Source organism: Pseudomonas alkylphenolica, from assembly GCF_004025535.1.
Lineage (GTDB): Bacteria > Pseudomonadota > Gammaproteobacteria > Pseudomonadales > Pseudomonadaceae > Aquipseudomonas > Aquipseudomonas alkylphenolica_A.
Map to the genome: position 1 here is coordinate 602,898 of NZ_QJRG01000033.1, position 25,802 is coordinate 628,699.

Below are 25,802 nucleotides of genomic sequence, written 5' to 3' on the forward strand. Positions count from 1 at the left end.
CTGACTATCTGTTCCAACTGGAGCCCTGCATGACCCTCGATCGCGATGCCGCCACCCATGTCGCCCAGGTTTTGTCCGAAGCGCTGCCTTACATTCGCCGCTTTGTCGGCAAAACCCTGGTGATCAAATACGGCGGCAACGCGATGGAGAGCGAGGAGCTCAAAACCGGTTTTGCCCGCGACATCGTCCTGATGAAAGCCGTCGGCATCAACCCGGTGGTAGTACACGGCGGCGGCCCGCAGATCGGTGATCTGCTCAAGCGCCTGTCGATCGAAAGCCACTTTATCGATGGCATGCGCGTTACCGATGCGCAGACCATGGACGTGGTCGAGATGGTCCTCGGCGGCCAGGTAAACAAAGACATCGTCAACCTGATCAACCGTCATGGCGGCAGCGCCATCGGCCTGACCGGCAAAGACGCCGAGCTGATTCGTGCGAAGAAGCTCACCGTTACCCGCCAGACCCCGGAGATGACCACGCCGGAAATCATCGACATCGGCCATGTCGGCGAAGTCACCAGCGTCAACACCGACCTGCTGAACATGCTGGTCAAAGGTGATTTCATCCCGGTCATCGCGCCGATCGGCGTGGGTGCCAACGGCGAGTCGTACAACATCAACGCCGACCTGGTGGCCGGCAAGGTCGCTGAAGCACTGAAAGCTGAAAAGCTGATGCTGCTGACCAACATTGCCGGCCTGATGGACAAGCAAGGTACCGTGCTCACCGGCCTGACCACCGAGCAGGTCAACGAACTGATTGCTGACGGCACCATCTACGGCGGCATGCTGCCGAAGATTCGCTGCGCACTGGAAGCGGTGCAAGGCGGCGTCAACAGCTCGCACATCATCGACGGACGCGTGCCGAACGCGGTACTGCTGGAGATCTTCACCGACAGCGGTGTCGGTACCCTGATCACCAACAGCAAGCAGCGCTAAGACACAAAAAAGGCGACCCGAAGGTCGCCTTTTTTATTGGCTTCAGATCCCGTACTGGGCCCGATACGCCTCGACGGCCGGCAAATGCTGCTTGAGCGCCGGGTCGTCGGCGAGGAACTCCAGCACCTGGGTCAGCGAAACGATGCTGACCACAGGAATGCCGAAATCGCGCTCCACTTCCTGGATCGCCGACAGCTCACCGTTGCCACGCTCCTGACGGTTCAGCGCGATCAGTACGCCAGCGGCCTTGGCCTGCTGACCCTGGATGATCTGCATGACTTCGCGGATCGCGGTGCCCGCGGTGATCACGTCGTCGATGATCAGCACATCGCCGGTCAACGGTGCGCCAACCAGGCTGCCACCTTCGCCGTGGGCCTTGGCTTCCTTGCGGTTGAAGCACCAGGGCAGGTCGAGGTCATGGTGCTCGGCCAGGGCCACTGCAGTGGCCGCCGCCAGGGGGATACCCTTGTAGGCTGGGCCAAACAGCACGTCGAACGGAATCTTGCTGTCGACAATTGCCGCGGCATAGAAACGCCCGAGCTGAGCCAGGGCCGAACCACTGTTGAACAGGCCGGCATTGAAGAAATACGGGCTGGTGCGCCCGGATTTGAGGGTGAATTCACCGAAGCGCAGAACCCCGCGGTCGATGGCAAAACGAATGAAGTCGCGCTGATACGGCTGCATGAAGAGTCCCGGATACCACGGATTTAGCTAAATGAGTACAGCTCGGGTATCATACACGCACGAGATTTTTGGGGCCATTTATGCGGATCATCAGTGTGAACGTAAATGGCATTCAGGCTGCAGTCGAGCGTGGTTTGCTCAGCTGGCTGCAAGCCCAGAATGCCGACGTCATCTGCCTACAGGATACCCGCGCCTCGGCCTTTGAACTCGACGACCCAGCTTTCCAGCTTGATGGCTACTTCCTTTATGCCTGCGACGCAGAAGTTCCCGCCCAAGGCGGCGTGGCGCTTTATTCGCGGTTGCAGCCCAAGGCAGTCATCAGCGGCCTGGGCTTCGAGACAGCCGACCGCTACGGACGTTACCTGCAGGCCGATTTCGACAAGGTCAGCATTGCAACATTGCTGCTGCCTTCGGGAATGAACGGCGACGAAGACTTGAACCAGAAATTCAAGTTGATGGACGACTTCGCCAAGTACCTGGACAAACAGCGCCGCAAGCGCCGCGAGTACATCTATTGCGGCTCGTTGTACGTGGCGCAGCAGAAGCTCGACGTCAAGAACTGGCGCGATGGCCAGCAGTCGCCGGGCTTCCTCGCACCGGAACGTGCGTGGATGGACACCGTCGTCGGTGACATGGGGTATGTCGACGCCCTGCGTGAAGTCAGCCGTGAAGGCGACCAGTACAGCTGGTGGCCGGACAACGAACAGGCCGAGATGCTCAACCTGGGCTGGCGTTTCGACTACCAGCTGCTGACCCCGGGCCTGCGTCGCTTCGTGCGTAGCGCGCGCCTGCCGCGTCAGCCACGCTTCTCCCAGCACGCGCCACTGATCGTGGACTACGACTGGACGCTGACGATCTGATTCGCTCAGCTACAAAAAAACCGACGTGATGTCGGTTTTTTTGTGTCTGGCGTTTCAGCGGGGTGGGGAAAGTTTGATCGAGGCCAGGCCTACGATTAGCCACGTCCAGGCATGAAAAAGGCTCGCCTTTTACTTGAAACGTTCAACTGATCATTATTTGATCGGCCGCCAGGTCAGCGGGTAGCGATAGGGCTGGCCTTCGTTGGCCTTGACCCCGGCGATGATGGTCAGCACCAGCACCGCCACCATGAGCCCGGCGAACAGCACCAGGCCGATCAGCACGAACATCAGCGCAAAGCAGATGATCGAGGCGAGGAACACGGTGATCTGAAAGTTCAGCGCTTCCTTGCCCTGGGCATCGATGAAGGGATCGAGGTCTTTTTTCCAGATCCACACCACCAGCGGCCCCAGCAGGTTGCCAAGCGGGAACAGCAACCCCGCCAGGGCCGCCAGGTGACAGAACATGGCCCACTGCCGAATCTCGGCATTGGGGGTTGGCAACGGTAACGGCTGCTGGTCCATGCTCTGCTCCTTGCCTTGTCGAAATCAGTCAGCCAGCGAGGCTTGCTGCAGCTCGAACAGGTCGACCATGCCCTTCTGCGCCAAGGCCAGCATGGCATTGAGCTCTTCAGGCTGGAACGGCGCGCCTTCGGCAGTGCCCTGAACTTCGATGAAACCACCCTGGCTGGTCATGACCACGTTCAGGTCGGTCTCGGCAGCCGAGTCTTCCAGGTAGTCGAGGTCAAGCACCGCTTCGCCTTGGTACATGCCGACCGAAACGGCGGCAATCATGTGCTTGAGCGGGTCACCGCCCTTCAGGCCGCCACGCTTCTTGACTACGCGCAGGGCATCAACCAGGGCAACCATGGCACCGGTGATCGACGCGGTACGGGTACCGCCATCGGCCTGGATCACGTCGCAGTCGACGTACAGGGTGATGTCGCCAAGCTTGCTCATATCCAGTGCGGCGCGCAGCGAGCGGCCGATCAGGCGCTGGATTTCCAGAGTGCGACCACCCTGCTTGCCACGGGCGGCTTCGCGCTGGTTACGCTCGCCGGTGGAGCGTGGCAGCATGCCGTACTCGGCAGTCAGCCAGCCTTGGCCCTGACCTTTGAGGAACCGCGGTACACCGTTCTCGACACTGACGGTGCAGACGACTTTGGTGTCACCGAATTCGACCAGTACTGATCCCTCGGCGTGTTTGGTGTAGTTGCGGGTGATGCGGATCGAGCGGAGCTGATCGGCAGCGCGACCACTTGGACGTTTCATTTGGGATACCTGTACTGGGTTTGAATCTGCCCAGCATTATAGAGCGCGCCGGGGCTTGAGGACACGTCTATTGTCGCAGCCCCCGGAACAGGCGGCACAGAGGCGTTGGTCGGGATTTTCCGGACGCCGTCCGGGTGTTTGTAACATCAGTGGATTGGGAGCCAGCGCCGCACTGCGCTACAATCTTGCGCCTTTGCAGCCGCTTGGCTTTTCCTTGATCCTTTTTTGCGAGGTACTTCCCATGGTGCACAGCATGACCGCTTTTGCTCGTGTCGAGCGCGCCGGTAGCCAGGGCACCCTGATCTGGGAACTACGCTCGGTCAATCATCGCTACCTGGAGCCGCACCTGCGCCTGCCTGAAGCCCTGCGCGACCTCGAAGGCGCCGTGCGTGAAGCGCTGCGCCAAGGGCTGTCGCGTGGCAAGGTGGAATGCACGCTGCGCTTCAACGAAGAGAACGCCGGTAAGCCCTTGCAGGTCGACCGCGAGCGTGCCGCGCAGCTGGTGGCCGCCGCCGAGACCGTGGCCAGCCTGATCAAGCAGCCAGCACCGCTGAACCCGCTTGAAGTGCTGGCCTGGCCAGGCGTGCTGGTCGCTGACGCCAGCGATCCGCAGGCGCTGAACAACGAAGCAATGAGCCTGTTCGAAGACGCCCTCAAGGAACTCAAGAACGGCCGCAACCGTGAAGGCGCCGAGCTGGCCCGCCTGATCAACGAGCGCCTGGACAACATGACCAGCGAGGTCACCACCCTGCGCGCTCTGGTGCCGCAGATGCTCGCTGCCCAACGGCAGAAGATTCTCGACCGCTTCACTGACATGCAGGCCGAGCTCGACCCGCAGCGCCTGGAACAGGAAATGGTCCTGCTCGCGCAAAAAAGCGACGTCGCGGAAGAGCTCGACCGCCTGAGCACCCACATCAACGAAGTACGCCGGGTACTCAAATCCGGGGGCGCCGCCGGCCGGCGCCTGGACTTCCTGATGCAGGAGCTCAATCGCGAAGCCAACACCCTGGGCTCCAAAGCCTTCGACCCACGCAGCACCCAGTCCGCGGTCAACCTCAAGGTACTGATCGAGCAGATGCGTGAACAAGTACAGAACATTGAGTAAGGCCACACCCACCATGAATCAAAGCAGCGGCACCCTCTATATCGTTTCTGCCCCGTCCGGCGCCGGCAAGACCAGCCTGGTCAAAGCCCTGATCGACGCCGACAACAGCATCCAGGTGTCGGTATCGCACACCACCCGGGCCATGCGTCCGGGCGAAGTGCACGGGGTGAACTACCACTTTGTCGAGCACACCGAATTCAAATCGATGATCGCGCAAGGCGACTTCCTCGAGCAGGCAGAGGTGTTCGGCAACTTCTACGGGACCTCGCGCAGCGCGCTGCAGCAAGCCCTCGACCAGGGTCACGACCTGATTCTGGAAATCGACTGGCAGGGTGCGCAGCAGGTACGCAAGCTGATGCCCGAAGCGCGCTCGATCTTCATCCTGCCGCCGACCCAGGAGGCACTGCGCCACCGCCTGAACAACCGTGGCCAGGACAGTGACGAGATTATCGAAGGACGGATGCGTGAAGCCGTCAGCGAGATGAGTCACTACGATGAATATGAGTTCGTCATCATCAACGATGACTTCGCCACGGCCCTGGAAGACCTCAAGGCAGTGTTCCGCGCCAACCGCTTGCTGCAGGCCAACCAGCAGCAGCGTCACGGTGAGCTGCTCAAGCAATTGCTTGCCTGAGCAGTCGCCATCTCCAGCCGCTTAACGGCGGCTGGATACCGTCGCGTGGCGTTGCAGGGTCATGCCCAGGAAGAACGCCGGCGCCCGCAAGCGCGACAGCAGCATCAGCCCCAACCCCAGCAATGTGATGATCATTGCGATCACGAACACCAGGCCCAGCCCACCCACGTGCGAGCCGCTGCCGAATGACGGTGAAGCGCTGTCGATGGCTGTCTGCACGAAAATCACCGAGAGAATGCCGCCGCCCAGCAGCGGGCAGACGCCACGCATCAGGAAATGACGCAGGCTGTCGGTCAGGCTGTGGCGGAAGTACCAGACACAGGCAAATGCGGTCAGCGAGTAATAGAAGCAGATCATCATGCCCAGGGCAGTGATGGTGTCGGCCAGTACGTTCTCGCTGAGGGTGCGCATGGTGACGTAAAACACGGCGGCTGCCACACCGGCGCAAATCGTCGCGTAACGCGGGGTCTTCGAGCGCGGGCAGATGTTGGCAAAGCGCTCTGGCACTGCACCGTAGTACCCCATGGCCAGCAGCGTGCGCGCTGGCGACACGAAGGTGGACTGCAAGGACGCTGCGGTACTGGCCAGCACTGCGATCGACATCAGGATCGCCAGCGGCCCCATCACCGGTCCTGCCAGGTGGGCAAAGACGTTTTCCTGGATACGCGGATTGTTCAGGCCCAGGCCGATGTCGCCAATGCCGGCAAATTGCAGGGTGGCGATCGCCGTCACCAGGTACAGGCCAAGAATCAGCAGCACGGTCAGGGTCGCCGCACGGCCAGGGGTATCACCGCTGCCTACCGACTCTTCGCTGATGCTCAGGCATACGTCCCAGCCCCAGAAAATGAAGATCGACAGCGACAGGCCGGCGGTAAAGGCTGAAAACGACTCAACGCCAAAGGGGTTGAACCAGTCCAGGTCGAACTCCAGTGGCGGCGTCTCGGCCGAACCACCGAAGGCTGCCATGGCAAAGCCCACCAGCACCAGCACCTGCAATGCCACCAGGCCGTACTGCACGGTCATGGTGGTGGCGATGCCGCGACAGCAAATCCACACCGCCATGGCGATGAACACGCAGCAGGTGACAACGTTGATCAACAGGTTATCGGCCAGCGCCGCCACCTCGTGACTGCCAAGTATCTGCCCGATGAACAGGTAGAAAAAGTCCACCGCCACACCGGCGAGGTTGGACAACACGATGGTGGTGGCTGTCACCAGCCCCCAGCCGCCGATCCAGCCGATCATCGGGCCAAACGCCCGCGCCGACCAGGTAAAGGAGGTGCCGCTGTCCGGTTCCGCCGCGTTCAGCTCACGGTAACCCAGCGCGACCAGCAGCATCGGCAGGAAACCCACGATGAACACTGCCGGCAGATGGGCGCCGACTTCGCGTACGGTGGGGCCAAGCGCGCCAGTGAGGGTATAGACCGGGGCAATGGTGGAGATGCCCAGCACGATGCTCGCCAGCAGTCCGAGCCGGCCCTTGGCCAGCCCTTTGGATGCTCCCGATGCACCAGTTGCCTGGGCGCGAGCCTGTCCCGAACCCGGGGAAAGGCCTGCTTCGTATTCGCTCATGAGTAGTTGTCGCCGCTTTTACTATTGTTTTTCAGGACGCCCCGCAGCGCGCCCACTTGCACTCAATGAATCCTGTTGCCTGTTACGTCTGCTCCGGGTCAGCCGGATGACTTCATAGGCCGCTCTCCTGCTGACGCACGCCCCTGGCACGGGCCAGGCAGGCTTCACGGAACGCCTGGAACAAACGCAGTGAAACCGGGTTGTCCGCCAGGCGGTACTCGGGGTGCCACTGCACACCGACTACAAAGCCCGGCGCCGTCTTCAACGACACCGCCTCGATCAGGCCATCCGGCGCCAGTGCCTCGGCACGCAGGCTGTCGGCCAGGCGATCGATGCCCTGACCGTGCAGCGAATTGACCATGAAGCTCGGTTCCAGGCCAAGCCGCTCGAACAGCCCGCCGGGCTGTACCGTAACGCTATGGCGGGGGCCGTACTGCACTTCCACCGGGGCATCCTGCGGCTCACGGTGATCAAGGAACCCCGGCAGCTCATGCACCCGCTGGTGCAGCGTGCCGCCCAAGGCAACGTTCAACTCCTGAAAGCCGCGGCAAATGCAGAACACCGGCACGCCGGTGGCAATGGCGGCCTGCAACAAAGGCAGGGTCAACCGGTCACGAAACACGTCGTGCTTCGTGCCTTCGGCACTGGGGGCGCCATTGTAATGATGCGGCTCGATATTTGAAGGCGAACCGGTAAAAAGAATGCCATCGAGGCGCTCTAGCACGCGCTGCGGGTCGACCGGCTCGTCACGCGCCGGAAGGATCAGCGGAATGCCGGCAACGCCCGCCGCTTCGACATACTTGTCGCCCACGGTGTGCGACGAGTTGTGCCCCAACTGCTGGCGGCACGCCGAGACGCCAATCAAAGGCGGCAGATCATTGGTAGTTTGCATGGGTTCACCCTCCCTTACAGCTTGATCCAGGTCGCCTTGAGTTCGGTGTACTTGTCAAAAGCATGCAGCGATTTGTCACGACCGTTGCCCGACTGCTTGAACCCGCCAAATGGCGCGGTCATGTCGCCGCCGTCGTACTGGTTGATCCAGACGCTGCCGGCACGCAGGGCGCGCGCCGTGTTGTGGGCACGGGAAATGTCGCTGGTCCAGACCGCCGCGGCCAGACCGAAGGGCGAGTCGTTGGCAATGGCCACTGCCTCTTCAGCGCTGTCGAAGGTGATCACCGACAGCACCGGCCCAAAGATTTCTTCACGCGCAATGCGCATGGCGTTGGTCACGCCATCGAAAATCGCCGGCTGCACATACACGCCGCAGGTGTCTTCCAGTACGCGCTCACCACCGGTCAGCAGCGTCGCACCATCGGCCTTGCCGGCGGCAACGTAGCCCAGCACGGTGTCGAGCTGGGTGCTGTCCACCAAGGCGCCAACGCGGGTTTGCGGGTCCAGCGCGTGGCCAGGTTTCCAGGCTTTGAGGGCCTCTACTACCATCGGTAGGAATCGCTCCTTGATGCTGCGCTCGACCAGCAGACGCGAACCGGCAATGCACACTTCGCCCTGGTTGAAGGCGATAGCCGCGGCGGCCGCATCGGCCGCCGCCTGCAGGTCCGGGGCGTCGGCAAAAACGATGTTCGGGCTCTTGCCACCGGCCTCCAGCCAGACACGCTTCATGTTCGACTCACCGGCATAGACCATCAATTGCTTGGCAATGCGGGTTGAACCGGTGAACACCAGGGTATCGACATCCATGTGCAGGGCCAGGGCCTTGCCAACGGTGTGACCGTAACCCGGCAGTACGTTCAGGACGCCAGCCGGAATCCCGGCTTCAATGGCGAGCTGGGCGATGCGGATCGCGGTCAGTGGTGATTTTTCGGACGGCTTGAGGATTACCGAGTTACCGGTAGCCAGGGCCGGGCCGAGTTTCCAGCAGGCCATCATCAGTGGAAAGTTCCACGGAACAATGGCCGCGACCACGCCAACCGGCGAGCGGGTGACCAAACCCAGCTGGTCGGACGGGGTCGCAGCAACTTCGTCATAAATCTTGTCGATGGCTTCGGCGTGCCAGCGAATGGCATTGGCCGCCGCCGGGATATCGATGCTCAGCGAGTCGGCAATGGGCTTGCCCATGTCCAGCGTTTCCAGCAGCGCCAGCTCCTGGGCATTGGCCAGCAGCAGGTCGGCGAAGGCGATCAGTACACGCTTGCGCTCGGCCGGCGCTTGCGCCGCCCAGACACCACTGTCAAAGCTGCGCCGGGCTGCAGCCACGGCACGCTCGGCGTCGGCGTCGTCGCAACTGGCGATCTGCGCCAGTGCACGGCCATCGACCGGGCTTGAACAGTCGAACGTTGCACCAGAGACACTGGCGCAGTACTGCCCGTCGACAAAGGCGCGGCCTTCGATCGTCAGGGTCTGGAACAGCTGTTCCCAGTGTTCACGTGGTGCAATTGTCATTGTTATATACTCCGGGCATCACACGGTATGCAGGTACCAGTTGTATTCGAGGTCGGAAATCGACACCTCGAACTCGGCCATTTCGCTTTCCTTGCAGGCAACAAAAATGTCGATGTAGTCCGGGCTGATGTACTTGTTCAGCACTTCGCTGTCATCGAGTTCACGCAGCGCATCGCGCAGGTTGTTTGGCAGGCTCTGTTCCAGTTGCTCATAGGAGTTGCCTTCAATGGGCGCTCCTGGCTCGATCTGGTTGGTCAGGCCGTGATGGATGCCGGCGAGGATCGCCGCCATCATCAGGTACGGGTTGGCATCGGCACCGGCAACCCGGTGCTCGATACGCACGGCATCGCTGCTGCCGGTCGGCACGCGCACGGCTACCGTACGGTTGTCCAGGCCCCAGCTTGGCGCGTTCGGGACGTAGAACTGGGCACCGAAGCGGCGATACGAGTTGATGTTCGGGCAGAGGAACGCCATCGATGCCGGCATGGTTTCCAGTACGCCGCCGATGGCGTGACGCAGCGTCTCGCTCTGCTCGGGGTCATCACTGGTAAAGATGTTCTTGCCGGTTTTTTTGTCGAGCAACGAAATATGCACGTGCAGGCCGTTACCCGCCTGGCCCGGATAGGGCTTGGCCATGAAGGTGGAATCCATCTCATGGTCGTAGGCAATGTTCTTGATCAGACGCTTGAGCAGCACCGCGTAGTCGCAGGCCTTGATCGCATCGGCGACGTGGTGCAGGTTGACTTCGAACTGCGCCGGGGCGCTTTCCTTGACGATGGCGTCGGCCGGGATGCCTTGCTCTTTTGCGGCTTCGAGCATGTCCTGCAGGCAGTCGACGTACTCGTCCAGGTCATCGATCAGGTACACCTGGGTCGACTGCGGACGCTTGCCGGAAATTGGTGAACGCGGCGGCTGTGGGCGGCCGTTGAGGTTGTCCTGATCGATCAGGTAGAACTCGAGCTCGAAGGCCGCGCAGATATCCAGGCCCAGCGCGTCGAATTTCTCCACGACACTGCGCAGCACTTCACGCGGATCGGCGAAGAACGGCGCACCATCCAGTTCGTGCATGGTCATCAGCAACTGGGCGGTGGGGCGTTTCTGCCACGGCTCGTAGCTCAGGGTGCCGGGAATCGGGAAGCAGATGCGGTCGGCATCGCCGATGTCCAGGCCCAGGCCGGTGCTTTCAACGGTCGAACCGTTGATGTCCAGGGCGAAGAGGGAGGCCGGCAGGTTGATGCCTTTTTCGTAGACCTTGACCAGGCTCGCCCGTTCGATGCGCTTGCCACGCACCACGCCGTTCATGTCTGCAATCAGCAGATCGACAAATTGCACCTCGGGGTAGGCCTTGAGAAATTCACCCATCTCGTCGAGAGGGATGGCGCGCGGGGAGACCGACGTCATGGCTTGGCACCTTTGATTTTTTATCGTACGACTATGGAGGAGGCACTGCGGCGCTGCGAAGAGCGGCGATGGCTACGTTTGTTCTTTTAAGTAGTCCCATCGTGGGGAACTGCAGAACGTTGTCATATAGGACTTTCGTTCCACATTTTGACAACGTCGCGAGTTGATTCACGACTGCTGCCTCACTATAGAATGGCCCCAGCGCAACAGACATTGGCATTTAGGCAAGTAAAGAGTGCACCCATGCAATATCAGATCAGTCACGCCGACCTCTCCCTCGTACTCGCCCTGGTACGCGGACGCTCGCTGGCCAAGGCCGCCGAGCTGCTGAAAGTGGATGTTTCGACGGTGTTTCGCTCGATTCGGCGCATGGAAGCCGCCCTTGGTACCGCGTTATTCGTAAAAAGCCGCAAAGGCTACATTCCGACAGGCACCGCCCAGGCCCTGGCCGAGCAGGCCGAACGTGCCGAACAGGCGCTCGATGCCGCCCGGGTGGCACTCGAGCACGGCGAACAGGTGGTCAGCGGCACGGTGCGCCTGACTTGCACCGACGCCGTGCTGCACAGCCTGTTGCTGCCGGCACTGGCCGAGTTCATGCCGGCCTACCCGGCCCTGTCGCTCGAACTGGCCACTTCCAACACCTTCGCCAACCTCAGCCGTCGCGACGCCGACCTCGCCTTGCGCCTGACCAACTCGCCGCCTGAGCATCTCGTGGGCCGCTGCCTGGGTTCGGCCTCCTATGTGGTCTGCGGCCGCGAGGAGTACCGAACCAAGCTCAAGGAGGCACCGGCCAGCCTGCCCTGGATTGCACCGGACGACACCATGCAGGACCACTCCACGGTGGTCTGGCGCAGCGAACACCTGCCAGGCGTGATGCCACGCTACCGCTGCAGCAGCATTTCCTCCATTGCCCAACTGGTGACTGCAGGCCTTGGCGTAGCCGCCTTGCCCGACTACATGGCGCATACGCTGCCGGACGTAGAGGCCTTGAGCGACCCGCTGCCCGGCTGCGACACCGAGCTGTGGCTGCTGACGCGCCCGGATTGCCGCGCCTTGCGTTCGGTGCAGACCCTGTTTGACGAGCTGACCCCGCGCCTGCGCGATGCCCTCGGTCGCCAGTGAAACCGTTACTGGCATTCCGACAACTGCACAAACAGTTGTGCCAGAGCCCCGGAAGTGGTTATCGTCAGCGGTATCACGGGCTCGAATTGAAATCAGCGCTTCCCTAAAGGCTGGTGATTTTTTAAACTATTGAGTCCGCTCGCCCATTCGGGCTGAACACCGCATTTGCTACTTGAGGAAGACCATGGCCCGCGTAACCGTTGAAGACTGCCTAGAACACGTGGATAACCGTTTTGAGCTGGTCATGCTCTCTACCAAGCGTGCCCGTCAGCTGGCCACCGGCGGCAAAGAGCCAAAAGTGGCATGGGAAAACGACAAGCCTACCGTCGTTGCCCTGCGTGAAATCGCTGAAGGCATCTGCACCCCTGAATTCATCGCTGCCGAATCCATTGTCGAAGTCGAGCCTGCCTTTGCATTCGGTAGCGAGGAAGAGGCCAACGAGGCCGTCTAAGCCTATGCCTGGTCGACGCAGTACGGCGCAGGTCCCCTTTCCTCGGCAGGAGGTAATCCTGTGCCGAGCATAGACGCCCTCGCCGATCGCCTGTCGACCTACCTCGGCGCTGACCAGGTCAACCTGGTGCGCCGAGCGTACTTCTACGCCGAACAAGCCCACGACGGCCAACGCCGTCGCAGCGGCGAAGCCTACGTCACGCATCCGCTGGCGGTGGCGAGCATCCTTGCCGACATGCACATGGACCATCAGAGCCTGATGGCCGCCATGCTCCATGACGTGATCGAAGATACCGGCATCGCCAAAGAAGCCCTCTGCTCGCAATTTGGCGAAACCGTCGCCGAACTGGTCGACGGGGTCAGCAAGCTGACCCAGATGAACTTCGAAACCAAGGCCGAAGCCCAGGCGGAAAACTTCCAGAAAATGGCCATGGCCATGGCCCGGGACATCCGCGTGATCCTGGTCAAGCTGGCCGACCGTCTGCACAACATGCGCACCCTCGAGGTGCTGTCCGGCGAAAAACGTCGGCGCATCGCCAAGGAAACCCTGGAAATCTACGCCCCCATTGCCAATCGCCTGGGGATGCACAGTGTTCGCGTGGAATTCGAAGACCTGGGTTTCAAGGCCATGCACCCGATGCGCTCGGCACGCATCTACCAGGCCGTCAAACGCGCCCGCGGCAACCGCAAGGAAATCGTCAACAAGATCGAAGAGTCGCTGGCCCACTGCCTGGCCGTGGACGGTATCGAAGGCGAAGTCAGCGGCCGCCAGAAGCACCTCTATGGCATCTACAAGAAGATGCGCGGCAAACGCCGGGCCTTCAACGAAATCATGGATGTCTACGCGTTCCGCATCATCGTCGACAAGGTAGACACCTGCTACCGCGTGCTCGGCGCCGTGCACAACCTGTACAAGCCGCTGCCTGGCCGCTTCAAGGATTACATCGCGATCCCCAAGGCCAACGGCTACCAGTCGCTGCACACCACTTTGTTCGGTATGCACGGTGTGCCCATCGAGATCCAGATTCGCACCCGCGAAATGGAAGAAATGGCCAACAACGGCATCGCCGCGCATTGGCTGTACAAATCCAGTGACGACGAGCAGCCCAAAGGCACCCATGCCCGTGCCCGCCAATGGGTCAAAGGCGTGCTGGAAATGCAGCAGCGTGCCGGCAACTCGCTGGAATTCATTGAAAGCGTGAAGATCGACCTGTTCCCGGACGAGGTCTACGTGTTCACGCCCAAGGGCCGCATCATGGAGCTGCCCAAAGGCTCCACCGCGGTCGACTTTGCCTATGCAGTGCACACCGACGTTGGCAACAGCTGCATTGCCTGCCGGATCAATCGCCGCCTGGCCCCGCTGTCCGAACCCCTGCAAAGTGGTTCGACGGTCGAGATCGTCAGCGCGCCAGGTGCCCGGCCGAATCCGGCCTGGCTCAATTTCGTGGTCACCGGCAAGGCCCGCACGCACATCCGCCATGCGCTCAAGCTGCAACGCCGCTCCGAGTCCATCAGCCTGGGCGAACGCCTGCTGAACAAGGTCCTCAACGGCTTCGACAGTGCACTCGACCGGATTCCCCAGGAACGCATTCAGGCCATGCTCAGCGAGTACCGCCTGGAGCAGATCGAGGACATGCTCGAAGACATCGGCCTGGGCAACCGTATGGCCTATGTCGTCGCCCGCCGCTTGCTGTCCAGCGAAGGCGAACAACTGCCCACACCGGAAGGCCCGCTGGCGATTCGCGGTACCGAAGGCCTGGTGCTCAGCTATGCCAAATGCTGTACGCCGATCCCGGGCGACCCGATTGTCGGCCACCTGTCGGCCGGTAAAGGCATGGTCGTGCACCTGGAAAACTGCCGCAACATCAGTGAAATCCGCCACAACCCGGAAAAATGCGTGCAGCTGTCCTGGGCCAAGGATGTCACCGGCGAATTCAACGTCGAACTGCGCGTCGAGCTGGAACACCAACGCGGCCTGATCGCCTTGCTGGCCAGCAGCGTCAATGCCGCCGACGGCAACATCGAGAAAATCAGCATGGACGAGCGCGATGGTCGCATCAGCGTGGTCCAACTGGTGGTCAGCGTGCACGATCGTGTGCACCTGGCCCGCGTGATCAAGAAACTGCGTGCACTGACAGGCGTGATCCGCATCACCCGCATGCGCACGTAGCCCTAAAACAGCAAGGAGTCATCATGTCCAAGACCGTCATCACCAGTGACAAGGCCCCAGCCGCCATCGGTACCTACTCCCAGGCGATCAAGGCCGGTAACACGGTGTACATGTCCGGCCAGATCCCGCTGGACCCGAAAACCATGGAACTGGTTGAAGGCTTCGAAGCCCAGACCGTTCAGGTGTTCGAAAACCTCAAGGCCGTTGCTGAAGCTGCCGGCGGTTCGTTCAAAGACATCGTCAAACTGAACATCTTCCTGACCGACCTGAGCCACTTCGCCAAGGTCAACGAGATCATGGGCAAGTACTTCGAGCAGCCGTACCCAGCGCGCGCCGCTATCGGTGTAGCCGCCCTGCCACGTGGTTCGCAAGTTGAAATGGACGCGATCCTGGTCCTCGAGTAATACCCCGCGCGGCGAGCCGACCGGCTCGCCCTGCTTTGCCCCGGAAAGGACCCCGCCATGCGCCACGCGCTCGCCCTGACCCTGGCTGCCGCACTGCTGAGCGGATGCGCCAGCCACAAACCTGAAGACTACAACGGCATCTGGATCAACCAGAAAGCCATCGATACCGCCGCCAAAGGCGTCAGCCTGCGCCAGGCCCTGCAGGACAACGGCCCCAATTTCGAATGGAAGGTCAACGTCGCTGCCGGACAGGCCAGCTTCGACAACGGTTTCGAAATCGCCGAAGGACAGCTCAAGCCCGGTGAAAAGCAATACCAGGTGGACTTCGGTGACAACCACGACGAAATACTGACCCTGGATGGCGACGAACTGGTGCAGAACACCAGTGAGTGGGCACCGCAACAGAAGTTCGAGAAGGCCCGCACACCTGCGCCGATGGGTGCACGCACCGGCACCACGTTTGAGCAGGCGCTCTACAGTGCGTATCTGGGCGGAGAGTGGAAAATCATCGAAGGCCCGGGCCAGGGCGGCCAGGTGCATTTCCGTGACAACGGCAGCGTTGACGGCCTGCCCAACCTGGACCGCTATGCGCTGTGCCTGGCAGGTGACTGCGCCGACATGAGCGGCGGCAACGACAGCCTCTGGCTGGAGCGCAACAAGCAAGGTGCGCCGTGGATATTCAAGCGCGACGGTGACCAGCTGGAAATCCTGCGCGCCACCAACAGCGCGCAACCGGATGAAAAGCCGCAGCTGCAGCCTGGCGCTCGCCAGTGGTTGCTCGAGCGCGACTGATCCGCTGCGGTATCAGGTACGCCCCTCCAGGATTGCCGCATAGCCTTCCTGGTAGCTCGGGAACTGTGGCGCCCAGCCCAGTGCCCGCGCCCGGGCGTTGCTGCAGCGCTTGCTACCGGTACGACGCACCCGTTCCTGCTCCGACCACTCTGTGACGCCCATGTGCTGACGCAACCAGGCTACTACTTCGGCCAACGGCGCCGGCGCGTCGTCCACACCGATGTAACAGTCCTCCAACGCCTGGCCCTGGTCATCGGCCTTGATCAGAAAGGCGAGCAGGCCGGCAGCGTCCTCGGCATGGATCCGATTGGCATACAGCGGTGGCTCTTCGGTAACCCGGTAGCCCTGACGGACCTGTTCAATGGTCGACACGCGCCCTGGGCCGTAAATACCCGTCAGCCGTACGATGGTTGTTGGCAAATCACTGGCCAAGGCTAGCTTTTCAGCATCAAGCATCACCCTACCCCGATAATTTTCCGGTTTAGCTTCCGACGCTTCATCAATCCATTCACCATCTTGCTGGGCATAGACACCACTGCTGGATACGAACAGCAAGCGCCGCGGCTTCTGACCACGCTCGACCAACCAGCTAAGGACATGTCTTAGGCCCTCGACGTAGGCTGCCTTATAGCCCGCCTCGTCACGTTGGCTGGCCGCCGAGCAGTAGACTACGTAGTCCGGTGTATCGACTGGCCAGGTGACTGGGCACTGCGCTTCAAGCAGGTCTGCAGCCACGGGCGTCACCCCGGCAGGCAATTTGTCGACGCTGCGTCGCAAACCGCTCACCTGCCAGTTGCAGGCCAGCATTTGCTTGGCAAGGCGACTACCGACATCACCACATCCGACGATCAAAACAGAAGGCGCAGACATCCCGAAACTCCGCAAATCAAAGACCCAGCCTATCCAAATAAATCGATAGGCGGCTAGCTATGATGGAAAAAAAGTAACTTTATTACTTCTGCTAACAAGAATTACTTGCAATAATGGCTGCCGAATTTTTGTTCTCGGCCTGTATCGAGGCCTGGAAGGACAACCCCCTCTTTCTTCTTCATCAGGTCCGGCCAGCATGACACGTATCCAACCTTCCGCTTCGCCAACCACGCCGCGCGCATGGCGCGCCATTGCCGCGCTGATGTTCAGCCTGGTGCTGGCCCCGGCTGCGATGGCTGATGAGCCGACAGCGCCCGTCGCCGCCCCTGCTGCTGCCGTTGCCCCTGCGGCACCGGGCACCGAAGCTGCCGCTACCCCGGCTGACCCGGCTGCCATCCCGGCGCCTGCAGTAGAAGGCCAGGTACCAGATACCGGTGAAGAAGGCCTGGTTGAAGAAACCAGCCTGGGCATGGCCCACGACCTGTCGCCATGGGGCATGTACAAAAACGCCGACATCGTGGTCAAGATCGTCATGATCGGCCTGGCGATCGCCTCGATCATCACCTGGACCATCTGGATCGCCAAGGGCTTCGAGCTGCTGGGTGCCAAACGCCGCCTGCGTGGCGAAATCGCCGCACTGAAAAAGGCCACCACCCTCAAGGAAGCCAGCGATGGCGCCAGCAAGGAAGGCACCCTGGCCCACCTGCTGGTTCACGACGCCCTGGACGAAATGCGCCTGTCCACCAATGCCCGCGAAAAAGAAGGCATCAAGGAGCGTGTCAGCTTCCGCCTCGAGCGCCTGGTAGCGGCCAGCGGTCGTAACATGAGCAGCGGCACCGGCGTGCTGGCCACCATCGGTTCCACCGCGCCCTTCGTCGGTCTGTTCGGTACCGTATGGGGCATCATGAACAGCTTCATCGGCATCGCCAAAACCCAGACCACCAACCTCGCCGTCGTAGCCCCAGGCATCGCCGAGGCCCTGCTGGCTACCGCTCTGGGCCTGGTTGCAGCGATTCCGGCCGTAGTCATCTACAACGTTTTCGCCCGCTCCATCGCCGGTTACAAGGCTCAGGTGTCCGACGCCTCGGCCGAAGTCCTGCTGCTGGTCAGCCGTGACCTGGACCACCAGCCAGGTGACCGCGCCACTGCACCTCACATGGTGAAAGTGGGGTAATCCATGGGCCTGCATCTTAACGAAGGTGGCGACGACCTCGCCGAGAACCACGAAATCAACGTCACGCCGTTCATCGACGTGATGTTGGTCCTGCTGATTATCTTCATGGTGGCAGCCCCTCTGGCAACCGTCGATATCAAAGTCGACCTGCCGGCATCGACTGCCAAACCGGCACCGAGGCCGGAAAAGCCGATCTTCCTCAGCGTCAAGGCCGACCAGAACGTTTACGTCGGCGATGATCAGGTTCAACGCGACCAGCTCGGTGCCGTGCTCGACGCCAAGACCAAGGGCGACAAGGACACCACGATCTTCTTCCAGGCCGATAAAGGCGTGGATTACGGCGATCTGATGGAAGTGATGAACACGCTGCGCGCGGCCGGTTACCTGAAAGTCGGTCTGGTCGGGCTTGAGACGGCAGCCAAGAAATGATCAAGACGCGGCATAAGCTGGCGCGTTACAGCGGTAGTCTGGCGATTGTGCTGGGTATCCATGCCATCGCCGTCCTGTTGACGCTCAATTGGTCGGTGCCCCAGGCGATCGAATTGCCGCCTGCGGCGATGATGATCCAGATGGCGCCGATACCGGAACCGGCACCTCCACCGCCGCCCAAGGTGGTGACCCCACCACAGCCGCCAGCACCGGTCGAAGAACCGCCGCTGCCGAAACTGGTCGAGGCCCCGAAGCCGAAAATCGCCATTGCCAAACCGGTAAAGCCAAAGGCCAAACCGCAGCCGCCCAAGCCAGAGAAAAAGCCTGAGCCGCCGCAGGAAAAGCCTGCTGACGAAGATGTGGTCGATACACCGCCTAGTAATGCGCCTGCGCAGAAATCTGCGGCACCGGCCCCAAGCATTGCCAGTAACAGCAACGCCCTGCCGACCTGGCAGAGCGACCTGTTGCGCCACCTGGCCAAGTACAAGCGCTACCCGGAAAACGCCCGGCGCATGCGTATGGAAGGCATTAACCGGCTGCGTTTCGTGGTTGATGGTGAAGGCAAGATTCTGTCGTACGCATTGGCTGGAGGTTCGGGTAGTGCAGCACTGGATCGGGCGACCCTGGAGATGATCCGTCGCGCCCAACCGGTACCACCACCGCCCAAGGAATTGCTTAACAACGGCAGCATCGAAGTGATCGCACCATTCGTCTACTCGCTGGACAAGCGCTGACGCTTTGTTTCTGTCACAAACAAGCAACTCTGATAACGTGCGTCTATCGATTGCAGCCGCTATGCTGGGGCCGCAACTTCATGGACGCACGTTATGACCCTCACAGAATTGCGCTACATCGTCACCCTCGCCCAAGAGCAACACTTTGGCCATGCCGCCGAGCGCTGCCATGTCAGCCAGCCGACCCTGTCGGTGGGCGTGAAAAAGCTTGAGGATGAGCTGGGTGTACTGATCTTCGAGCGCAGCAAAAGCGCCGTACGCCTGACCCCGGTGGGTGAAGGCATTGTCGCCCAGGCCCAGAAGGTGCTCGAGCAGGCCCAAGGCATTCGCGAGCTGGCCCAGGCCGGTAAAAACCAGCTGACTGCACCGCTGAAAGTCGGTGCAATCTATACCGTCGGCCCCTACCTGTTCCCGCACCTGATCCCGCAACTGCACCGGGTCGCACCGCAGATGCCGTTGTACATCGAAGAAAATTTCACGCACATCCTGCGCGACAAGCTGCGCAACGGTGAGCTGGACGCGGTGATCATTGCCCTGCCGTTCAATGAAGCCGATGTACTGACCTTGCCGCTGTACGATGAGCCCTTCTATGTACTGATGCCCAGCGAACACCCTTGGACCAAGAAGGAAACCATCGACGCCAGCCTGCTCAACGACAAGAGCCTGCTGTTGCTCGGTGAGGGCCACTGCTTCCGTGACCAGGTGCTTGAAGCGTGCCCGACCCTGACCAAGGGCAGCGACGGCGCCAAGCACACCACGGTCGAGTCCAGTTCGCTGGAAACCATCCGCCACATGGTCGCCTCCGGCCTCGGTGTATCGATCCTGCCGCTGTCCGCAGTGCACAGCCACCACTATGCGCCCGGCGTTATCGAAGTTCGCCCGCTGAGCCCTCCGGCGCCGTTCCGTACCGTGGCCATCGCCTGGCGCGCCAGCTTCCCGCGGCCCAAGGCAATCGAGATCCTCGCCGACTCCATCCGGCTGTGTTCGGTGGCCAAGCCACCTGTGAGCGCGTAAGGAACCGTCATGCCGGAGTTGTCCCAGGTATCGGTGACTGCATTGAAGGGCGTGGGCGAGGCCATGGCCGAGAAGCTCGCCAAGGTCGGCCTGGAAAACCTTCAGGACGTACTCTTCCACCTGCCCCTGCGCTATCAGGACCGCACCCGCGTGGTCCCGATCGGGGCCCTGCGCCCTGGCCAGGATGCAGTGATCGAAGGCGTCGTCAGTGGTACCGACGTGGTCATGGGCAAGCGCCGCAGCCTGCTGGTGCGGCTGGGTGACGGCACCGGTGTGTTGAGCCTGCGCTTTTACCACTTCAGCAATGCGCAAAAAGAGGGCCTCAAGCGCGGCACTCACCTGCGTTGCTATGGCGAAGCCCGCCCCGGGGCCTCGGGCCTGGAAATCTACCATCCGGAATACCGCGCCCTGACCGGCGACGAACCTGCACCGGTGGAGCAAACCCTGACGCCTATCTACCCGACCACCGAAGGCCTCACTCAGCAGCGCCTACGCCAACTGAGCCAGCAGAGTCTGGCCATGCTTGGTCCGCGCAGCCTGCCCGACTGGCTGCCGCTGGAATTGGCCCGGGATTACCAGCTGGCGCCACTAGATGATGCCATCCGTTACCTGCACCACCCACCCGCCGATGCCGACGTCGATGAGCTCGCTGAAGGCCAGCACTGGGCCCAGCACCGCCTGGCGTTCGAAGAGCTGCTGACGCATCAACTTTCCCAGCAACGCCTGCGCGAAAGCCTGCGCGCACAACGGGCGCCGGCGTTGCCCAAGGCAACCCGCCTGCCGCAACAGTACCTGGCCAACCTCGGCTTTGCCCCAACGGGCGCACAACAGCGGGTGGGCAACGAGATTGCCTATGACCTCAGCCAGTCGGAGCCGATGCTGCGTCTGGTGCAGGGTGATGTCGGCGCCGGTAAGACGGTGGTCGCCGCGCTGGCCGCCCTGCAGGCACTGGAAGCCGGTTATCAGGTCGCCCTGATGGCGCCCACCGAGATTCTTGCCGAGCAGCACTTTGCGACCTTCAAGCGCTGGCTGGAACCCCTGGGTATCGAAGTCGCCTGGCTGGCCGGCAAGCTCAAGGGCAAGGCCAGGGCCAGTGCCCTGGAGCAAATTGCCCAAGGCGCGCCAATGGTGGTGGGCACCCACGCGCTGTTCCAGGACGAGGTGAAGTTCAAGAACCTGGCCCTGGCGATCATCGACGAGCAACACCGTTTCGGTGTGCAGCAGCGCCTGGCGCTACGGCAGAAAGGTGTCGGCGGGCAACTCTGCCCGCATCAGCTGATCATGACCGCAACCCCGATCCCTCGCACACTGGCGATGAGCGCCTACGCCGACCTGGACACTTCGATCCTCGATGAACTGCCGCCCGGACGTACGCCGGTCAACACGGTGTTGGTGGCTGACAGCCGACGCTTTGAAGTGGTCGAGCGGGTGCGCGCCGCGTGCGCCGAAGGCCGCCAGGCTTATTGGGTATGCACTCTGATCGAAGAGTCCGAAGAGCTGACCTGCCAAGCGGCAGAAACCACCTTCGAAGAATTGGGCAGCGCCTTGGGCGAGCTGCGTGTCGGTCTGATCCATGGGCGCATGAAGCCCGCTGAAAAGGCCGCCGTCATGGCGCAATTCAAGCAGGGCGAACTGCAACTGCTAGTGGCCACCACGGTGATCGAGGTTGGCGTCGATGTGCCTAACGCCAGCCTGATGATCATCGAGAACCCCGAGCGCCTGGGCCTGGCCCAACTGCACCAGTTGCGCGGTCGGGTCGGTCGCGGCAGTGCGGCGAGCCACTGTGTGCTGCTGTACCACCCGCCGCTGTCACAGATCGGCCGTGAACGCCTGGGGATCATGCGCGAAACCAACGATGGCTTCATCATCGCCGAAAAAGACCTGGAACTGCGCGGCCCCGGCGAAATGCTCGGCACCCGCCAGACCGGCCTGTTGCAGTTCAAGGTGGCCGACCTGATGCGCGACGCCGACCTGCTGCCAGCGGTGCGTGATGCCGCCCAGGCCCTGCTGGCACGCTGGCCGGATCATGTCAGTCCGTTGCTCGATCGGTGGCTACGCCATGGTCAGCAATATGGACAGGTGTGACGCCCGTCCCAGAATGGATCCAGCTTGTCGCTGAAGCTGGTTATACTCTTGCGATTATAAAATTTCTGGATACAGACCATGACTGAAGTTGCTCTGGACACCGCAACCCCCCACGCTCCGTCTGTTATCCGGCTGCTGCTGGAAAAGCTCGGCATCGCTTATCGCGAAGTGCTGGACCACCCTCACCTGTTGCCCGAGCGCAAGGCCCAGGTGGTGTTGCTCGATGATGAAGTCGGCGCTCTGATGGTGCTGTTCCCGCAGAATCAACTGCTCGACCTTAACCGCCTGACCGAACTGACCGGGCGCAAGCTTGCCGCCGTACCGCTGGAGCGTCTCAAGCAGATGCTCGACAAACATGGGCTCAAGCAGCTGCCAGGCATCCCGGCGCTGACCAGTTCGCCCTGCCTCTATGAAGAGAGCCTGCTCAAGCCTGAAAAGCTGCTGATCCACTCCGGCGAAGCCGGCTTGCTGCTGGAAATCGAACGCGACGATTTCAAGAAGATGCTGAGCAAGGCCAGCGCCGGCAACTTTGGCGAGCCGTTGAGCCATATTCGCCCGAACCTCGACCGCCCTACCGATGACCGCGAAGAGATCTCCCAGGCCGTCCAGGCCTTCACGGCGCGGCGTATCCAGCAGCGCCTGGAAAACACCATCGAGATCCCGCCACTGGCCGAAACCGCACAAAAGATCATCAAGCTGCGCGTCGATCCCAACGCAACCATCGATGACATCACCGGCGTGGTCGAGACCGATCCGGCGCTGGCCGCCCAGGTTGTCAGCTGGGCCGCATCCCCCTATTACGCCTCACCGGGCAAAATTCGCTCGGTGGAAGATGCCATCGTGCGTGTGCTGGGTTTCGACCTGGTGATCAACCTCGCACTGGGCCTGGCCCTGGGCAAGACCCTGAGCCTGCCCAAGGACCACCCGCAGCAAGCCACGCCCTACTGGCAGCAATCGATCTACACCGCCGCCGTGATCGAGGGCCTGACCCGCGCCATGCCGCGTGCAGAACGCCCGGAAGCGGGCCTGACTTACCTGGCCGGGCTGCTGCACAACTTTGGCTACCTGCTGCTGGCGCATGTCTTCCCGCCACACTTCTCGTTGATCTGCCGCCACCTGGAGGTCAACCCGCACCTGTGCCACAGCTACGTCGAGCAACACCTGCTGGGTATCAGCCGTGAGCAGATCGGTGCCTGGTTGATGCGTTTCTGGGACATGCCGGAGGAGTTGGCGACCGCACTGCGCTTTCAGCACGATCCCTATTACGACGGCGACCATGCGGCATTCCCGAACCTGGCCTGCCTCGCGGTACGCTTGCTGCGCGCCCGTGGTATCGGCTCCGGGCCTGACGAGCCGATTCCCGATGAGCTGCTGGAACGCCTGAGCATCTCCCGCGAAAAAGCGGAAGATGTCGTGAGCAAAGTGCTTGAAGCGGAAGCGCTACTGCGCGAGCTGGCCTCACAATTCGGCCAGCATTGAACAACAGGCCTGCCCCGCCGGGTCAGGCCTTTTTCTTGGGCTTGAGGTACTTCATCAAGCCCTGGAACCAGATCACCAGCGCCGGGTTGCCCTTGATCTGGATGCTTTTGTCCTGAATCCCCTGCATGAATGCCAACTGCTTGTTCTTCGCTTGCAGAGTGGCAAAACCGAAAGCTGCATCCTTGAACGCGATGGCAAACGCCGGTTGCGCGTGGGTGCCTGAGTGGCTGCTGATGCGCAGGTCCTTGACCACGAAGTGGCGCGCCACCTTGCCATCCAGGGTTTGCAACTGGAACACCAGGTCCTTGTCGGTCAGCTGCTGCTGGAAGGCCGGGTTGTTGCGGCTGGCTTTGGCCATCAACAACCCCATGGCCCAAAGGAGAAAGCGAAACTTCATGTGCACGCCTCGGCTAAAAAGTGACTGGCGGAGCAGTTTATAGTCTCGCTACAAAAACACCATACTTAACCACTCTTTTCGCGAAGATCAGTGCTGTTTGCTCTGTAACCGGGTTATTCGGCACCCAAGACAGTGCACGACGCAATAAAAAACGGGCACCGTATCGGGTGCCCGTTTTTTGTAATACGTTCAAGCGCGGCGTGGCATCACTCAGTTGACGCTTTCCTTCAGGGCCTTGCCCGGTTTGAACGCAACGGTATTGCTCGCCTTGATTTTCACCGGCTCACCGGTTTGTGGGTTCTTGCCAGTGCGTGCGCCACGATGACGTTGTTCGAAGGTACCGAAACCGACCAGGGTCACGCTGTCTTTTTTGTGCAGCGCCGCGGTGATCGACTCCAGCACGGCATTGAGTACACGGTTGGCTTGTTCTTTGGTGAGATCAGCCTTTTCAGCGATGGCTGCGGCGAGTTCTGGTTTGCGCATAGTGAAGCCTCTTTGACGGGATTTTTGTTGTTATGCCGTGCTGCTCTTCGAGAACAGCGCCCAAGGCACCGCAGGCTCTAAACTGCGGCAGACGGGTGTGAGAATGGCATGCCGTCAGGGGCCGCGCCAGTCTAAGGGCGGCCATTGTTGGGGCAATTACATGGCAAATACGACAGAACACCAGCCATTCATGCCATGAGCGCTGGAAGTTGCCGATTTAGAGCCAGTTTCTCCATGACAGCGGTGCCGGTCAGGGCGTAGCCCAACAGGTTGCCCTCGGCATCATGACACAGCACTTTGAGGTCGCTGCCCTGGCCTTCAACCTGCCATTTGCCCTCACGACCATACGGTGGTGGCGAGACCACCAAGGGGCAAGCAGGGGTCTTGACCGTTACCGGCATCGGCCCGTAGGTAACAACCGTCGGGTTGCCCGCCAGGGTTTGCGCCAACGCGCGGGCGCAGCTCATCAGCGGCATGACGTAAAGCAGGTTGAGCCCATCGACTTCGGCACAATCGCCCAGTGCGTAGATATTGGCGTGAGAGGTACGCAGTTGCCGGTCGACCACAACGCCGCGATTGGTCTGCAAGCCTGCGGCGGCCGCCAGGTCGATACGCGGGCGCAATCCCACCGCCGACACCACCAGGTCGCAACGGATCAGCGTGCCATCAGACAGATGCGCCTCAAGCCCCTCAGCAACCCGCTGCAGGCGGGTCAGTACCGGCCCCAGGTGAAAGCGCACCCCGAGCCCTTCCAGGCCAGCCTGCACGGCGCCTGCCGCCGCGGGGTGCAGCAAGGTCGGCATGACCTGCTCACAGGGTGCGACCAGCTCGACCTGGTAACCGCCCAGGCTCATGTCGTTGGCGAACTCGCAGCCAATCAGCCCGGCCCCCAGGATCAACACCCGCTGTTTGCCGGCTGCAGCTGCGCGGAACCGGGCGTAATCTTCCAGGTCGTTGATCGGATAGATCGCCGCACCGGCATCCCCTTCAACCGGCACCTGCACGGTTTGCGCACCCCAGGCCAGGATCAGGTCGCGGTAAGCCACCTGCTCCTCGCCAATCCACAGGCGCTTGTGGCCTGGATCGATGCCACTGATACGGGTGTGCGTGCGCACTTCGGCCTTGAGCTGCTCGGCCATGGCGCCGGGCTCGGCCATGCTCAGGCCATCGGCATCCTTGTTCTTGGCAAAACCCGTGGAAAGCATCGGCTTGGAATACGAACGGCCATCGTCGGCAGTGATCAGCAACAGCGGCGTATCGCCGTCCAGTTTGCGAAACTCACGGGCCAGGTTGTAGCCCGCCAATCCTGTACCGACAATTACTACGGGTGCCGTCATGC

The 25,802-nt window shown here is 61.5% G+C and carries 26 protein-coding genes; 15 read left to right on the forward strand and 11 right to left on the reverse strand.

All coding sequences use genetic code 11. The annotated features are described in order from the left end of the window. The first annotated feature begins 29 nt into the window (after positions 1-29). Positions 30-935, forward strand: coding sequence for an acetylglutamate kinase (gene argB / locus DM813_RS02810; RefSeq protein ID WP_128321914.1), 906 nt, complete (start codon positions 30-32; stop codon positions 933-935). Between the two features lie 42 nt (positions 936-977). On the opposite strand, the gene pyrE is transcribed toward argB, so the two are convergent. Next, entirely contained in the window at positions 978-1,619 is a 642-nt protein-coding gene (pyrE, locus tag DM813_RS02815) for an orotate phosphoribosyltransferase (protein WP_010225878.1), read from the reverse strand. 80 nt (positions 1,620-1,699) lie between these two features. On the opposite strand from pyrE, the gene DM813_RS02820 reads away from it, so the two are divergent. Continuing rightward, a complete protein-coding gene (locus DM813_RS02820) occupies positions 1,700-2,479 on the forward strand; it encodes an exodeoxyribonuclease III (RefSeq protein ID WP_028942456.1) in 780 nt (259 codons plus the stop codon). A gap of 153 nt (positions 2,480-2,632) precedes the next feature. Here the strand turns inward: DM813_RS02820 and DM813_RS02825 are convergent, their stop codons facing one another. Both DM813_RS02825 and rph read right to left on the reverse strand, forming a co-directional pair. Then, positions 2,633-3,001, reverse strand: a complete 369-nt coding sequence (locus tag DM813_RS02825) for a DUF4870 domain-containing protein (protein ID WP_128321915.1) — start codon at positions 2,999-3,001, stop codon at positions 2,633-2,635. A 24-nt stretch (positions 3,002-3,025) separates the two neighbouring features. Next, the gene (gene rph, locus DM813_RS02830; RefSeq protein ID WP_045186166.1) at positions 3,026-3,748 is read right to left on the reverse strand and encodes a ribonuclease PH; all 723 of its coding nucleotides are present in this window, start codon (positions 3,746-3,748) and stop codon (positions 3,026-3,028) included. 241 nt (positions 3,749-3,989) lie between these two features. Between rph and DM813_RS02835 the strand changes: the two genes are divergently transcribed. Together DM813_RS02835 and gmk are read left to right on the forward strand one after the other, a co-directional pair. After that, on the forward strand, positions 3,990-4,853 hold the full coding sequence (locus DM813_RS02835; protein ID WP_128321916.1) for a YicC/YloC family endoribonuclease: 864 nt from the start codon (positions 3,990-3,992) through the stop codon (positions 4,851-4,853). 13 nt (positions 4,854-4,866) lie between these two features. Continuing rightward, positions 4,867-5,487, forward strand: coding sequence for a guanylate kinase (gene gmk, locus DM813_RS02840; RefSeq protein ID WP_128321917.1), 621 nt, complete (start codon positions 4,867-4,869; stop codon positions 5,485-5,487). A 21-nt stretch (positions 5,488-5,508) separates the two neighbouring features. Here the strand turns inward: gmk and DM813_RS02845 are convergent, their stop codons facing one another. The 4 genes from DM813_RS02845 to DM813_RS02860 all read right to left on the reverse strand — a co-directional run bounded on the left by DM813_RS02845 (position 5,509) and on the right by DM813_RS02860 (position 10,860). After that, complete coding sequence (locus tag DM813_RS02845; RefSeq protein ID WP_128321918.1) at positions 5,509-7,059, reverse strand: APC family permease; 1,551 nt, start codon at positions 7,057-7,059, stop codon at positions 5,509-5,511. 112 nt (positions 7,060-7,171) lie between these two features. Then, positions 7,172-7,951, reverse strand: coding sequence for a gamma-glutamyl-gamma-aminobutyrate hydrolase family protein (locus DM813_RS02850; protein ID WP_128321919.1), 780 nt, complete (start codon positions 7,949-7,951; stop codon positions 7,172-7,174). 14 nt (positions 7,952-7,965) lie between these two features. Continuing rightward, positions 7,966-9,459, reverse strand: coding sequence for an aldehyde dehydrogenase (locus tag DM813_RS02855; RefSeq protein WP_128321920.1), 1,494 nt, complete (start codon positions 9,457-9,459; stop codon positions 7,966-7,968). An 18-nt stretch (positions 9,460-9,477) separates the two neighbouring features. Beyond that, the gene (locus DM813_RS02860) at positions 9,478-10,860 is read right to left on the reverse strand and encodes a glutamine synthetase family protein (RefSeq protein ID WP_128321921.1); all 1,383 of its coding nucleotides are present in this window, start codon (positions 10,858-10,860) and stop codon (positions 9,478-9,480) included. A gap of 243 nt (positions 10,861-11,103) precedes the next feature. Between DM813_RS02860 and DM813_RS02865 the strand changes: the two genes are divergently transcribed. The 5 genes from DM813_RS02865 to DM813_RS02885 all read left to right on the forward strand — a co-directional run bounded on the left by DM813_RS02865 (position 11,104) and on the right by DM813_RS02885 (position 15,798). Further along, complete coding sequence (locus tag DM813_RS02865) at positions 11,104-11,982, forward strand: LysR family transcriptional regulator (protein WP_128321922.1); 879 nt, start codon at positions 11,104-11,106, stop codon at positions 11,980-11,982. Between the two features lie 184 nt (positions 11,983-12,166). After that, complete coding sequence (rpoZ, locus tag DM813_RS02870; protein WP_028942466.1) at positions 12,167-12,433, forward strand: DNA-directed RNA polymerase subunit omega; 267 nt, start codon at positions 12,167-12,169, stop codon at positions 12,431-12,433. A gap of 60 nt (positions 12,434-12,493) precedes the next feature. Next, positions 12,494-14,602, forward strand: coding sequence for a bifunctional GTP diphosphokinase/guanosine-3',5'-bis pyrophosphate 3'-pyrophosphohydrolase (spoT, locus tag DM813_RS02875; protein ID WP_128321923.1), 2,109 nt, complete (start codon positions 12,494-12,496; stop codon positions 14,600-14,602). Between the two features lie 23 nt (positions 14,603-14,625). Next, on the forward strand, positions 14,626-15,006 hold the full coding sequence (locus DM813_RS02880) for a RidA family protein (RefSeq protein WP_045186183.1): 381 nt from the start codon (positions 14,626-14,628) through the stop codon (positions 15,004-15,006). 57 nt (positions 15,007-15,063) lie between these two features. Beyond that, on the forward strand, positions 15,064-15,798 hold the full coding sequence (locus DM813_RS02885) for a hypothetical protein (protein WP_128321924.1): 735 nt from the start codon (positions 15,064-15,066) through the stop codon (positions 15,796-15,798). A gap of 12 nt (positions 15,799-15,810) precedes the next feature. Here DM813_RS02885 and DM813_RS02890 read toward each other — a convergent pair whose 3' ends face one another. Continuing rightward, complete coding sequence (locus DM813_RS02890) at positions 15,811-16,668, reverse strand: SDR family oxidoreductase (RefSeq protein ID WP_128321925.1); 858 nt, start codon at positions 16,666-16,668, stop codon at positions 15,811-15,813. Between the two features lie 196 nt (positions 16,669-16,864). On the opposite strand from DM813_RS02890, the gene exbB reads away from it, so the two are divergent. The 6 genes from exbB (at position 16,865) to DM813_RS02920 (ending at position 23,583) form a co-directional block, all read left to right on the forward strand. Then, positions 16,865-17,842, forward strand: a complete 978-nt coding sequence (gene exbB / locus DM813_RS02895; protein WP_128321926.1) for a tonB-system energizer ExbB — start codon at positions 16,865-16,867, stop codon at positions 17,840-17,842. Positions 17,843-17,845: 3 nt separating this feature from the next. Next, entirely contained in the window at positions 17,846-18,271 is a 426-nt protein-coding gene (exbD, locus tag DM813_RS02900) for a TonB system transport protein ExbD (protein ID WP_128321927.1), read from the forward strand. After that, a complete protein-coding gene (locus DM813_RS02905) occupies positions 18,268-19,005 on the forward strand; it encodes an energy transducer TonB (protein WP_128321928.1) in 738 nt (245 codons plus the stop codon). The genes exbD and DM813_RS02905 overlap by 4 nt, the downstream gene beginning before the upstream one ends. Positions 19,006-19,098: 93 nt before the next feature. Beyond that, entirely contained in the window at positions 19,099-20,019 is a 921-nt protein-coding gene (locus DM813_RS02910; protein WP_128321929.1) for a hydrogen peroxide-inducible genes activator, read from the forward strand. 9 nt (positions 20,020-20,028) lie between these two features. Further along, the gene (recG, locus tag DM813_RS02915) at positions 20,029-22,104 is read left to right on the forward strand and encodes an ATP-dependent DNA helicase RecG (RefSeq protein WP_128321930.1); all 2,076 of its coding nucleotides are present in this window, start codon (positions 20,029-20,031) and stop codon (positions 22,102-22,104) included. A 78-nt stretch (positions 22,105-22,182) separates the two neighbouring features. Continuing rightward, positions 22,183-23,583, forward strand: coding sequence for an aminoacyl-tRNA deacylase and HDOD domain-containing protein (locus DM813_RS02920; RefSeq protein WP_128321931.1), 1,401 nt, complete (start codon positions 22,183-22,185; stop codon positions 23,581-23,583). A 22-nt stretch (positions 23,584-23,605) separates the two neighbouring features. On the opposite strand, the gene DM813_RS02925 is transcribed toward DM813_RS02920, so the two are convergent. The 3 genes from DM813_RS02925 to DM813_RS02935 all read right to left on the reverse strand — a co-directional run bounded on the left by DM813_RS02925 (position 23,606) and on the right by DM813_RS02935 (position 25,800). After that, positions 23,606-23,980, reverse strand: a complete 375-nt coding sequence (locus DM813_RS02925; RefSeq protein WP_128321932.1) for an SCP2 sterol-binding domain-containing protein — start codon at positions 23,978-23,980, stop codon at positions 23,606-23,608. Positions 23,981-24,190: 210 nt separating this feature from the next. Further along, on the reverse strand, positions 24,191-24,463 hold the full coding sequence (locus DM813_RS02930; protein WP_128321933.1) for an HU family DNA-binding protein: 273 nt from the start codon (positions 24,461-24,463) through the stop codon (positions 24,191-24,193). 188 nt (positions 24,464-24,651) lie between these two features. Beyond that, a complete protein-coding gene (locus tag DM813_RS02935; protein ID WP_128321934.1) occupies positions 24,652-25,800 on the reverse strand; it encodes an NAD(P)/FAD-dependent oxidoreductase in 1,149 nt (382 codons plus the stop codon). Positions 25,801-25,802: the final 2 nt, after the last annotated feature.